Here is an 11,539-nt window from a genome sequence, read left to right as displayed (position 1 = left end):
CCCATACTAATTATGTGGTGGCAAGTAAAAGTTACTGTAAAGGTTTAAACCCAAGTGTAAGCTCGTAGCCACAAGCCCTTGCATATTTTTGTAATGTACTTAACTGCGGGTTTGTTTCCCCATGTTCTAGCCGGCTAATATTACTTTTTTGAGTACCCATTAAAATAGCTGCTTGCTCTTGGGTGAGGCCTGCTTGTTTTCGCATGTTGATAAGCGTATTAACTAAAGCAAACTCTATATTAAGTTTGTCATACTCTTGCTTTACTTCAGGGTCTCGAAAGGCTCTTTTTTTAAACTGTTGAGGCTCATCTACTTGTTACCTCTCACAACAACTGCCTTGTATCATAACTGTTATTTTATGGAAAATCCATATAGTCATTTATTCATCCATTACACTCTTTACTTTTGAGTGGCGTGAAAGAAAGTGGCAATTAAGCTTGGTGCCCGATATGAGATAATAGGATATTCTTTCACAGCTCTTGAAGAGCCATCCCTGGCTCATCAAGAGCTAAAGCGACATCCATGTCGCAGTTTCAGAACATCCTGTTACCCCATATCCATGTGCTTTTGTGAAACCTTTTTATTGAAACTACTCTAATGCCCAATAGCAATATACATCAATGCCGCCTTTTCATTGGTACTGCTATTTGTACCTGTTACACGAGTTGCAAGAAAATCAAACGAATCATTACTAATTCCTCTTATAGCTATGTTTAACTCTTCACCTTCTGTGGGAAGGTCGTTATTGATTCCTGTAGCGACAGCAGCAAATATAGACTTTGGGAAAGGTATAGTAAAACTTCCTGTAACTGATACTTTATTTGCATTGGATGAACCTGGTGGGCCGATAAAATTTACCTTACCCCATTGCAAAATTAATCCCCCCAACCATGACGGAAATGCAATATATCCACTTTCTTTTAAGGAACATTTAAATCCAAAGCATAGTTTCTTAGGAGTAACATACTTATTATCAACTTCACTGCTATTTATTTCTTCGTTTGAAGTTGAGTCTGTAATTTTAAGGTACTGCTGATGAGGATCTGGTGCTGCTAAGTGCTGTGAAATCTTATCATAAACCTTCTTCACCGCTTTAGCCGTAGCCAATTTATCTGAGCTATTATCACTAATGGCATCAGATTTTGCATTAGGTAAACTACCCAGTCCTACATCTACTTTGGTTGGCTTATGTCCTTCATGATAAACTCGTTTATCGTGGTTCGCTCCTGCATAAATTTCACCGGTTATTCCGATATCGCCACTAAAAGTGCCTCCGGATTTATTTACAAAATTATCATCTACATATTCCCGTGATGCCATGGCAATCGATAAATCTACTTTTAATTCAACATTGCTGGCATTAGCGATTTGTAAAATAACCTTCAAGTAAAGGCTGTTGGATGTACCACTACTTTGTGGAATTAACGGTTTATAGGTGCTGGGGTATTTACCAATACAAATCAAGTCGTCTTCATCATCATACAAACCAAATTCGGTTACATAAAAGCCTCCTACATCGACAGGAATTAAAGCTTCTGCAATTACCCAGTTTTTGTTGTATGGGTCAACCGACAGGTTGGTTAAATTACCCGTCCAGCGTTCTCTAATTAGACTGGTAGCTGATTCATTGGGAAACGTTTCTTTGCCTTCATCGGCGCCGCCGTCACCCACTTTAATTTGAGTGAGTTTGAGTTTACCACCCATTAAAGTGGCATTGGTAAGTTTTGCCTTACCGATTTCTGTAAGTAAGTTATAGTATTGTTTGTTCATGGTTTGAGTGTTAATTTTTTTCCTGGAATTAGTTAAACGCTATTTTCCTCCTTTTGAATGATTAACATCAGGTGAAATATTTCACTCAAGTAGACTGAACAACATAGGTGGGCTATCTATGTCATACTGAAAGGCTCATACTAAATGTGTCTTTATATACTCTTTTAAATAAGTACGAAGGCATTTTGCTTTCTCACTCAACAGTCGTCCGCTTGGCCAAACTGCATATATTTCTCTTACTTCACCTCGCCACTGAGGTAATATTCGAACCAGCTGGCCTGAGTCAAGTTCTGACTTGACCTCAGTTAATGGAAGCAGTGAAATGCCCTGAGAGTCACAGACCATATATTTAACAAAACTAGTGTCATTGAATATTGCATTGAAACGAGGGAAAATTTCTTGTGTTTCTCCTGATTCAATATGACTAAGTGTCCACTTTGAAAATAAGGTGGTGCCAATAACACGATAAGTCTTTACTTCTGAGGGGTGCTGAGGTTCTCCAGCTGTTGTTAGAAAATCAGGAGAAGCCACCATAATTTTGTCAATCTGCCCTAGCTTCAGTTGGTAAAGTGAAGAGTCTGCCTGTGGTCCTATGCGTATGGCGATATCTGCTTTATTTTTAATCATATCTTGAAGTTGATTACTTAAGATGAGTTCCAGCTGGATTTTAGGATAGGTGCGAGTAAACCCTAACCACATTTGTCGCAAAAAACCGTGTGATATATTGGTTGGTGCTAGTATTTTTAATTTACCACTGAGTTGTTTCAAATCTTTGCTTAGTTGCTGCTGGGCTTGCTCAAATTGCTCAACCAACTCGGCATAGGCTTGGTAGTAGACTTCACCTTCCTGAGTGAGTACACATTGTCGAGCAGATCGATGTAATAACTGACAGCCTAGTTGTTGTTCCAGCTTCTTAAGTCGACGAGTAACCGTTGCTGCAGGTAACGAGAGGTAGCTAGCAGCACCTGATAGGCCACCTTGTTGTACTATATGAATGAATAACGCGATATCGTCAAACATGATTCCACTTATGCAATTTAAGATTTAATCATTGTCTATAGTTGAGAGTTTGAAAAAGAATTATCATTGATTTATCTAATTAACTGAAACGGAGTAATAGAACTTTATCAGGCAATTTTATGGTGGATTCAAACGCGACTATAGTTGAGCCTTGATTATGGACCGCTGGACACTATTTTGCGTCTTTGCTCAAAATGTTGTCACAAATCAATTGCGCGTGTTGTAGTTATTATGTGTAAATAAACTGCTGTAGGAATAATTATGGACCCAAATTATTGGTTACAAAGGTGGAAACAAAATGAAATTGGTTTCCATGAAAGTGAAGCTAATCCTCTACTGGTCAAACACTTTAAAGCGCTTTCTTTAGCAAAAAACAGTCGCATCTTTGTACCATTATGCGGTAAAACGCTGGATATTGGCTGGCTGCTTACTAATGGCTATCGTATTGCTGGAGCTGAATTAAGTGAACAGGCCATTGCAGAATTATTTATGGAGCTTGCGGTTGAACCAAAAATATCAGTTATAGGTGAAATAAAACACTACAGTGCCAAAAATCTCGATATATTTGTAGGTGATATTTTTAATATATCTATCGAGATGCTTGGATCAATCAATGCAGTTTATGACCGAGCTGCTTTGGTAGCCCTGCCCAAAGAAATGCGCAAACAATATACCGCGCATTTATTACGGATTACAAATAAAGCGCCGCAATTACTGATCAGCTTTGAATATGACCAAAAATTGATGGAAGGCCCTCCTTTTTCAGTTAGCAATAAAGAAGTAAGTCAGCACTATGGTGGTAGTTATGATTTAACACTTATTGAAAGCGCAGATATACCTGGTGGGCTGAAAGGGATATATGCTGTTAAAGCGAATGCTCGGCTATTAAAGAATGACAAAAAATAAAATTATTTTTGCGAAACCAGAGTAGCTCCGATAGTGCCCATACTTTTAATATTATATTGAATCTCTTTTTGTCTGCTCCAGCCAGTGCGTACAGTGAGGAAGTTATCACTCCAGTAACTGCCATAAATATAGCCATAGGCAATTGCAGAGTGGTTTGTTCCTATACTGCCTTGGGTATGATAATGAACCATTGCAGGGCGTTTGGCTTTAATTTCATTCATCAAATAGGTAAAAGTAGTCATTGATGCGTAGTTTATACGACGTGCTTTCCTTTGTGTGGTGCCAAGGCTGTTCATATAGTCAACAATTTTAGTACTGTTGCGCTGAGGTGTTCCACCTTGGCCATCTTCACGACAGTACGTACCTAAATAACGTGAATTCGGAGCAAAAAATTGCTGTAACTCAACAGTTTCCAGGTTCTGGAGATAATAAGGACTGGGAAAATTTCACTGCTAATGGAGGTAACACTAGAGACAATTGTACAATAATTGGCTTATCTAGAAATGAAGTAAAAATAAAAGTTGGAGATGGCAATGGCAATGCATCAAATCGTAATTTCTGCTTTGTTGCTGTTTAGATAAAACAATTAATATTCTTAAACCTCACATCGTTGGGGCCTTTTTGCTCTAATAATAGCCAATGAAAATGCATGTTTTTGTAAAAACATACGACAGTTTTGTCACAGATATGTAAATCTCAATTCGAGTGTGATTTATCTAGCAAAAAGCATAAGCGACTTCTTGTAGATTTCAGCTTCCAATGTTGGAAATCTATATAAGAGACTCAAAATTATGAAAAAAATTATTTTATTAGCTGCATTAGCTGCAAGCACAAACAGTTTTGCATCAGAAGTTTACCCTTTAAGTGATGAGGCAACAAAAATAGCTAATTATCTAGCAACATACTGTGCAGATAAACTAGTAGAGCTAAAGCGAACTCATCCTACATTTTCCATTATGTCTGGATCAATAAGACGAAGCCATTTTGTAGCAAAGGAATATCATCCTGCTTTTGGGTATAGTTTTAAATTGTCTCATAGGCCGAATTATTTTACACCAGAGGCATTAGGTGTATTAAATATACTCCCAACGCCAATTGACGAAAATGCTCCAGCAGATGCACCATCATTTACATATAACTGTGAAATTAAGTACTTTAACTAAGACGTTAGTTATTCAGTAAAATAAGCAACCAAATAATGCTTAAACTACGTGCATTATTTGGTGCTTATGCTATCTGACATTACAGTTTTAATTTTTTGTAGTTTACCCCATTCCTGAGGCTATTTTTGCCCAAAATTATTACACTGGTCTCTTAGTTGTCATCTGTATTTATACATCATAAGTATTATACTTCGCGCTCCTTAAACTAAGAGAGAGTAGTTCTTATGAAAAAGGTGTTAGCTACAGTATTAGCTGTTGTAGGCATTAACAGTGTGTATGCAGATGTAGTCACTAAGAATGATGAGTTAGACCTACCACCCGAGTTTAGGCTAGTTACGCAAGTACAAAAATGTAAGTTTAAGGTCTGTCCTCTACCGTCATTAAAATCTAGTACTTTTGCAAATATTGCTACAGGACGTGGAGGTTTGAGACCTAGTGTTGTATCAGAGCCTGTTAAGCTTAGATTGGCGGATCAGGAGCCAAAAAGCCCTTTTTGCAGATTTAAGCTTTGCAAAGTTTCATAGTTTGCAAACTTTAACCAACTGGCTATACTCTGACAACTCAGTTGTAGATGAAAACAGTTAATATCTTTTAAGCCCCCACAGTGTTGGGGCTTTTTGTGCCTAAAGAAAAGTCATGAAAATAACAAAACTAGTCGTCCACTGCTCAGACACGCCAGACGACCGGGAAGTTACTGCCGCTGATATACACCTATGGCACGTTCAACGTAACTGGTCAGGCATCGGTTACCACAAGGTTATACGGTGTGATGGGACTATTGAGAATGGCCGCCCAGAGTTCTGGCCAGGGGCGCACGTTAAAGGGCATAACAGTCATAGCTTGGGTGTTTGCCTGGTGGTGGTTCGTGATGAGCGCCGGACCAATTACACTGTCTGTGTAATGTATTAACCTGATGGAAAGACAAGCACCCGCTGGCCGAGATATGTGGACATACAGATTTAGACCCTAAGAAAACCTGTTCTAATTTTGATGTCGAGGAGTGGTGGGAAGGAAATATAATGCATTATACTTGAATTTTGACTACAAATTTTCAAGAGCTTTGATGTATGAAAATTTTTGCCTCACTTATATTTCTATTAGGCGCATGGATACTATATAGCTTTCTTGATACTGGAGAAATCCCAATCAGAGCATCTAGCATATACCGATCAACTGAACCTAATGTGTACTGGTCTTTAGCTTTTGTATTTCCCTTCTGCTTTTTTGCAAATGCATTATTGGTTTGGAAATGCAAGAATTATAAGGAGCTAAGGTCGTTATATAAAAACTCTAGATTCATGTGGTCGATCACTTTGATATCATGTCTTGCAGGCTTTCTATTAGGGAAGTTTACTCAGCACTTTGTATATTGAAAATAAACTAGAAACTTAAATAGCTAGATATCAATAAAACCTCAGTTTTACTTCTGGGGCTTTTTTATTCTTAAAAAAACAATGAAAAATAATTACACACTCGATTACTTCCAAAAAACCGTCCTACGCAATCAATACAAAATACTCAAGCTGTTGTATCCGTTCTTAGATAAAGAGCAAGAGCGCTATCAGCAATATAAATATGAGTATTACATTGACATGCTCAACCTCAATGGGAGCTAAGAGGTATTACGATTGCAGAGGTGTTCCAAACTTCATGCGCTTCAGCGACAAAAGCCTAAAAAAGAATACGGCTCAAGTTGATAAGGCCCTAGAAAAAGTATCTAAATTAAAGGGAGTTTCATTTAATTGGAAAAGCGCTGAAGAAGCTGGTATCGAAAACCTTCCTCAAGGAAAAGATATTGGTGTAACTGCTCAAGATGTTGAAAAAGTATTGCCTGAGCTAGTGAAAGATGTTCCCGTTAAGAAAACAGATGGTACTACTCCAACTCTGAAGACGATTAACTATGCTGGATTGGTGGGAGTGTTAATTGAGGCAGTGAAGGAGCTTAAGAAAGAAAATCAAGAGCTAAGGCAGCAAGTGGGCTTGTAGGTTTTATCATTTATCAGTATAGCTCCACTCATCAAGCAATATGGCTACATCTGGCTTTTATTTTTATTGTAAAATTTCAGTAATCTACTATGCATAAAGAGTTCGTTGCTGTTATGGAAAACTGGCCCAATAGTTCCCCTCATGACAACAACGGGCATTGGCATACCAAGAATGACTATACTTTACGCAATAAATTGCCACTTCGTTTGGAGTGGCTTTTTTATTCCCTTGATACACATTGACCATTAATCATTTCTCCACCAACAGCTTTGCATTCAGCCTCATTAGGCGTAAACATGCAACCACCTTTGCTTGTTGGTTTTCCACCTTGTTTAATGCATTCCTCAGCGGATAATAATCCATCATCATTATCAGAGCAGGCAATTAAAAGATTGAAACTAATTAGCAAAGCGATATGTGATACTTTCATGATATTACAGCTATCTAGGAGGGGTGGATGATCACAGTGTAGCTGATTATACTTTCCTTTAGCGACATTATTTACAGAATTTACTTCAATAGAAAACTAAAAATTAACTAGATGTTTTCAACAATACTTACATCAGTAACTAACCTTTTCCAATCGTATCTCACCAACAAGCAACAAAAAGACCAAAACTAGTAGACAATGCTTGAGCATATAAGCTCCTTACTAACTTCTGATAACTAGAATACACAGTCTTACTTTAGCACAACTAAGTAAATATACATCAAACTTCTCTTGGCTGTTCTCCAAGCCTAGAGGGTGAAAACTATTTAACCACAAAAATTAAATAAGGAATTAGGAAAAATGATAACACAAGAAGAGTTTCATATTTATTCACCAATACTCTTTCGTGATGCCCTAAAGGAAAGAGGGTGTTAAAAACAATCATTAACAGGACAGTATTTTTTCAATACCCGTCTTTCAATGATTTCCAAGTGTTGTTTAGTTTCTTCAACAGAGTCAGGGGCGTGTAAAAATCCGCCTTTTTTATTTTTAAAGCCCCAAATCTCGTGGCGTATTTGATGTTTTAAGTGATACATCTGTTGTATAGCATCTTGGCCTTCTAGCAAGTACATGTCGAGTTTAAATAGGGGAGGGAGGCGTAATACGGTGGCAATGCGGGGTATCCAGCCTTGATACATACGGAAAACATCACCGAAAGTCAGTCGAACTGACCATTTTTCGGTGATGGTAAAGCCACTCTGTTCAATCCGTGATTTAATATAGCTTTGCTTTCCTAGCAAATGAGCTTCAGATTTAAGCAGACAAAAGGTTTGTTGAATATTTTGAGGCATATTTACAAAGAGTTAGCTATATCTTTTAACTGGGCTAACATTTTATGCCCTAATTCAGGCTCTGTCATGCAAATAAATGCGGCTAGCCCTTCAAGGTGCGCTAGGGTCTCTCCTTCCCGTAGTGGTTTGCCGTTTTTAAGATTATGAATTGCGGCCCGTAATTCTCGCTTGGTTTTTTGGGGTACACGTGGCGTTCCTTTACCGTTCACGACCAGGCCAGTGACTTTTTGTCGTCCACCTTTACGAGTGATTCGGGTTTTTTCGGGGTGAATGACAAAGCCTTCATCTTTGACAATTTGTTTGATTACATGCATCAGCTTGCCTAAGTTTGGTTCTTTATCTTTGCAATCAGGAAGGCTAAAAGTTAAGTCGTCTGCATATCGGGTATATCGCCAGCCAAACTTTTCAGCTAAGCCGGTTAACCGTCGGTCAAGCTTTAAACATAATGCATTGGTGATCATTGGGCTGGTGGGAGCGCCTTGGGGCAAACAGCGTGGCCCCATTGAAACAAAGTAGGTTTTGTTTTGATCTTCAACGACTTCCCTTGGGGCTTCTGTGACTAATAAAGCCAATAAAGTGGCAATTTGCTCGCGGTAGCCTGCTTTGCGGAATAAGCCTTTTACTCGTTTCAAAGTAATGGTGGGGAAGAAGTTTTCCAGGTCCATTTTTAGCACAATTTTTGCGTTGGTATGCACTTCGGCATTACTTAAAATGGAACGTCCTGCGATAAATCCATGTGCCGCACCATGTACGACTAACTGACGGGTGATATTGTCATTAATCCAATATTGTGCTTGTTTTAGCAAGGTTTTAGGTGCCCAGATAGCACGATCACTGCCGTCTTTTTTGGGGATAGTAAAGCGACGATAATGTAATTCAGTTGCGGCATCTCGATGAAAAGCCAGCCAGCGTAACTGGGGGATAGTAATACCCAGTGCCTGGGCTAAGTGTTGTGGCTTGTCTAATGCTGGTAATTCATTTTCAGCTGCACGTTCTTCTGCGTTATTTAAATCCCAGCGATCAAAATTGTCATGATCATTCCAATAAACACCATCACCTAAATGCACAATATGATTGGCTTTATAGGCTTGCCAGGCCACTTTCTTTAAACGCCTTTTTTCAGCGGCCTCTGCTTTTAGTTCTTTTTTATACCGGTCTAATTCACGCTTAGACATATTATCGGTATCACGACGTTTAACTAAAAAACCGTGTTCTCGTAATTGGATATCGATATAAGCATTCATGCTGCCGGCTTTTTCGATAGCATTCCATAACTGATTTATTTTTTGAGTCATACAAATTCACTATTAATTCTTTTTACCCAAAGCCTAAAAATCATTCGCGAAGGCTATATCATTCGGCAGATGCATCTAAATAGCCCTTATTAATTAATTTTTCGACCCTTGCTAAGTAGTCGTTTCGGGCCATGGCTACGGAATTAAATTGAAAACGTTGTAATCGCAAATTTGACCCTGCCCGTCCCCATCGGCAATTAACCCGTTTATGATCCAGAGATAGCTGATACACATGTTCCCCTTGTTTATCTCGACGGCTATAAGTACGGGTTTCTACGGTAATCGTATTGCGCGATTTACCGCTGTTTTTACGCTGTATTTCCCGTTTGGCAAAGGTTAATCGTAAGGCAATTAAATGTTCACAGGGGCCGGCTTTTAACCCTTGCTTGCGAAATAGACTGCAACTGCATTCTGCTTTTGAAACAAAGCCTTCTTCCGAAATTAAAAATTGGGGGCGATAATCCCGCTTGTCTTCGTTAACTTCTACTTTGCCCGTTATTTCTGTGCCAGTGCCATAAATACGGTTTTCACTGCTAATGGTGACAGCACTTTTTCTTGCTAATAAATCATGGGCTTTCCGTTCCCGCTGGTTGCGAAACTCCAATCGCGGTAGGTCTAATGGCGTATTAGTCAGTGGGCGCAGTCGATAAACCTGGTGGGCAATATCATACATCAGTTGTCCATGTTGGCAGCCAAGTTGTAAAGCTGCAATGAGCTCTGATTGCTTTAATTTTGTTGCGGTGGCGATAGTGTCCCGGCTGGCAAACCAGCTGTTACTGAGGTGCTGAATGATTTTTTCCAGGGCTTTATTGCCTGCATCATTTTTATCTGCAGCTGATGCTCTGGGCAGCAGTAAATCAAAAGTACACGCCTGAGACCAGTCATTGGCAGTAAACCCAGTTAATCCCAGGGTTAATGTCATTGGCCCACAACGTAATACCCAAAAGCAGGGCAGGCCGCTACCGGCAATATGCACATCCACTGACTCAATAAAGGGCAGCAGTCGTTTCAGTAACATCAGTCGACGCCGCCCCCATAATCGAACCACTTTAGCCTGTTTGCCCTGATAAATGCCTGCACTGGATTCAATCACGGTTTCCCAGGGTTCTAACACTAACCGGGGGGCTTCCCCTGGGACTAACTCAACTCGTAAGCCACGGCGTTTGCCTTTTACATCTGCATTCATGCGTAGCTGACGCAGGCAGTTATACAGGTCCATTGGGGCTAGGCTAAAGCTGTCACTGGGCAACATAGCGGCAGATTGTACTTGGAGGAAGCCTCGTAACCAGGAGTCTGGCACCTTAATTTGCTTTTCTAGAGTGTTGTCCCCTTCAACCTCTATGGCAACAGTCGCCTGACCCACTCGCAGGGTGGCATCTCGATAGCTGCGGAATTGCTGAATGCTGTCATTCAGGGCTTCACTAAAATCGATATTGGTGGTGCCACAGGTAGGTGTGCCTTCCAACTCCAGGGCAGATAGATCTATGGCCAGATTGGCATAGGTGCCTTCATCTTTGGAAAACACTTCCAACATTAGCTGATCCGGCTGCACACTTATTACTGGGTCTAAAATCAGAAAGGCTAGTGGGTCGTTACGGAGCAACCAGCTAAAATAGTCCTGCTGGGCTTGCCAGGCATTCTTGTTAGCTGACTCATTACGCATCCGCCGATAGGCTTGATACGCCGTACGATCCTTAGGTTTGTAGCGATAATCACTGCCAACGATGGCATACAGCGTAGAAAGCGCCTCACGCAGGGCCATGGGTTGCTTAACCTTACCCACCAGACTTACGGGATCACGCTTGATATTGCCAAACAGGCTTAGCTCAGCACTAGTGTCTTTAGTGGTGACCTGGCTTTGCCCTGTATACTCAATGGCTATTTTAGTATGGGAAGGGCTGCTTTCCGCTTCCGTTGTGTTGTTTTCATTACTCATATTTTTTTCCTGCTGCCCTATTTAAGGCACCTCAAAAGGCCTATTTAGCGCTTTGAGAAACTGTCGCAAAGCCACTTCCCCCCTTTGAAAAAGGGGGGCTAGGGGGGATTTTAGCTTTTAGCTCAGCCTTATTCGTATTTGTCGTGTTAGGTGAGCGCGTTTGCCTAAGATGCTTTGATTCG

At 40.1% G+C, this 11,539-nt stretch carries 13 protein-coding genes and 1 pseudogene; 6 read left to right on the top strand and 8 right to left on the bottom strand.

Features of this window, described 5'->3' with window-relative positions:
- Positions 1-31: 31 nt before the first annotated feature.
- The 3 genes and pseudogenes from ORQ98_RS10695 to ORQ98_RS10685 all read right to left on the bottom strand — a co-directional run.
- Positions 32-268 (bottom strand): annotated as a pseudogene (locus ORQ98_RS10695) (helix-turn-helix domain-containing protein); the annotation flags it as partial.
- 326 nt (positions 269-594) lie between these two features.
- Positions 595-1,770: a phage tail protein gene (locus ORQ98_RS10690; RefSeq protein ID WP_274688796.1), complete on the bottom strand. Its 1,176-nt coding sequence runs from the start codon at positions 1,768-1,770 to the stop codon at positions 595-597.
- Positions 1,771-1,905: 135 nt separating this feature from the next.
- Positions 1,906-2,790 carry a LysR family transcriptional regulator gene (locus ORQ98_RS10685; RefSeq protein ID WP_274688795.1) on the bottom strand — a complete coding sequence of 295 codons (885 nt, stop codon included), beginning with the start codon at positions 2,788-2,790 and terminating at the stop codon, positions 1,906-1,908.
- A 261-nt stretch (positions 2,791-3,051) separates the two neighbouring features.
- On the opposite strand from ORQ98_RS10685, the gene tmpT reads away from it, so the two are divergent.
- Positions 3,052-3,696, top strand: coding sequence for a thiopurine S-methyltransferase (tmpT, locus tag ORQ98_RS10680; protein ID WP_274688794.1), 645 nt, complete (start codon positions 3,052-3,054; stop codon positions 3,694-3,696).
- 2 nt (positions 3,697-3,698) lie between these two features.
- Here tmpT and ORQ98_RS10675 read toward each other — a convergent pair whose 3' ends face one another.
- Positions 3,699-3,992, bottom strand: a complete 294-nt coding sequence (locus tag ORQ98_RS10675; protein ID WP_274688793.1) for a hypothetical protein — start codon at positions 3,990-3,992, stop codon at positions 3,699-3,701.
- Between the two features lie 77 nt (positions 3,993-4,069).
- Between ORQ98_RS10675 and ORQ98_RS10670 the strand changes: the two genes are divergently transcribed.
- From ORQ98_RS10670 to ORQ98_RS10650, 5 genes are all read left to right on the top strand, one after another.
- On the top strand, positions 4,070-4,273 hold the full coding sequence (locus tag ORQ98_RS10670) for a hypothetical protein (protein ID WP_274688792.1): 204 nt from the start codon (positions 4,070-4,072) through the stop codon (positions 4,271-4,273).
- A 214-nt stretch (positions 4,274-4,487) separates the two neighbouring features.
- Positions 4,488-4,859: a hypothetical protein gene (locus tag ORQ98_RS10665; protein ID WP_274688791.1), complete on the top strand. Its 372-nt coding sequence runs from the start codon at positions 4,488-4,490 to the stop codon at positions 4,857-4,859.
- Positions 4,860-5,083: 224 nt separating this feature from the next.
- Entirely contained in the window at positions 5,084-5,383 is a 300-nt protein-coding gene (locus tag ORQ98_RS10660; protein WP_274688790.1) for a hypothetical protein, read from the top strand.
- Between the two features lie 112 nt (positions 5,384-5,495).
- Complete coding sequence (locus ORQ98_RS10655; protein WP_274688789.1) at positions 5,496-5,768, top strand: N-acetylmuramoyl-L-alanine amidase; 273 nt, start codon at positions 5,496-5,498, stop codon at positions 5,766-5,768.
- Between the two features lie 666 nt (positions 5,769-6,434).
- Positions 6,435-6,845 (top strand): tail fiber domain-containing protein, encoded by a 411-nt coding sequence (locus ORQ98_RS10650; protein WP_274688788.1) that lies wholly within the window; start codon positions 6,435-6,437, stop codon positions 6,843-6,845.
- Between the two features lie 220 nt (positions 6,846-7,065).
- Here ORQ98_RS10650 and ORQ98_RS10645 read toward each other — a convergent pair whose 3' ends face one another.
- From ORQ98_RS10645 to ORQ98_RS10630, 4 genes are all read right to left on the bottom strand, one after another.
- Entirely contained in the window at positions 7,066-7,275 is a 210-nt protein-coding gene (locus tag ORQ98_RS10645) for a hypothetical protein (protein WP_274688787.1), read from the bottom strand.
- Positions 7,276-7,706: 431 nt separating this feature from the next.
- Positions 7,707-8,126: a hypothetical protein gene (locus ORQ98_RS10640; protein ID WP_274688786.1), complete on the bottom strand. Its 420-nt coding sequence runs from the start codon at positions 8,124-8,126 to the stop codon at positions 7,707-7,709.
- 2 nt (positions 8,127-8,128) lie between these two features.
- Positions 8,129-9,421 (bottom strand): retron St85 family RNA-directed DNA polymerase, encoded by a 1,293-nt coding sequence (locus ORQ98_RS10635; protein WP_274688785.1) that lies wholly within the window; start codon positions 9,419-9,421, stop codon positions 8,129-8,131.
- A gap of 58 nt (positions 9,422-9,479) precedes the next feature.
- A complete protein-coding gene (locus tag ORQ98_RS10630) occupies positions 9,480-11,357 on the bottom strand; it encodes a hypothetical protein (RefSeq protein WP_274688784.1) in 1,878 nt (625 codons plus the stop codon).
- Positions 11,358-11,539 lie beyond the last annotated feature (182 nt).

It is taken from the genome of Spartinivicinus poritis, from assembly GCF_028858535.1.
In the GTDB taxonomy this organism is placed as follows: Bacteria; Pseudomonadota; Gammaproteobacteria; order Pseudomonadales; family Zooshikellaceae; genus Spartinivicinus; species Spartinivicinus poritis.
The sequence above is the reverse complement of the archived record's forward strand: the minus strand, read 5'-3'. Positions and strand labels throughout refer to the sequence as shown.

Bases quoted from the DNA above. Each gene is read 5' to 3' on its own strand.
- ORQ98_RS10690 (WP_274688796.1), bottom strand. From the start codon at position 1,770: ATGAACAAACAATACTATAACTTACTTACAGAAATCGGTAAGGCAAAA.
- ORQ98_RS10685 (WP_274688795.1), bottom strand. From the start codon at position 2,790: ATGTTTGACGATATCGCGTTATTCATTCATATAGTACAACAAGGTGGC.
- tmpT (WP_274688794.1), top strand. From the start codon at position 3,052: ATGGACCCAAATTATTGGTTACAAAGGTGGAAACAAAATGAAATTGGT.
- ORQ98_RS10675 (WP_274688793.1), bottom strand. From the start codon at position 3,992: ATGAACAGCCTTGGCACCACACAAAGGAAAGCACGTCGTATAAACTAC.
- ORQ98_RS10665 (WP_274688791.1), top strand. From the start codon at position 4,488: ATGAAAAAAATTATTTTATTAGCTGCATTAGCTGCAAGCACAAACAGT.
- ORQ98_RS10660 (WP_274688790.1), top strand. From the start codon at position 5,084: ATGAAAAAGGTGTTAGCTACAGTATTAGCTGTTGTAGGCATTAACAGT.
- ORQ98_RS10655 (WP_274688789.1), top strand. From the start codon at position 5,496: ATGAAAATAACAAAACTAGTCGTCCACTGCTCAGACACGCCAGACGAC.
- ORQ98_RS10650 (WP_274688788.1), top strand. From the start codon at position 6,435: ATGAGTATTACATTGACATGCTCAACCTCAATGGGAGCTAAGAGGTAT.
- ORQ98_RS10645 (WP_274688787.1), bottom strand. From the start codon at position 7,275: ATGAAAGTATCACATATCGCTTTGCTAATTAGTTTCAATCTTTTAATT.
- ORQ98_RS10640 (WP_274688786.1), bottom strand. From the start codon at position 8,126: ATGCCTCAAAATATTCAACAAACCTTTTGTCTGCTTAAATCTGAAGCT.
- ORQ98_RS10635 (WP_274688785.1), bottom strand. From the start codon at position 9,421: ATGACTCAAAAAATAAATCAGTTATGGAATGCTATCGAAAAAGCCGGC.
- ORQ98_RS10630 (WP_274688784.1), bottom strand. From the start codon at position 11,357: ATGAGTAATGAAAACAACACAACGGAAGCGGAAAGCAGCCCTTCCCAT.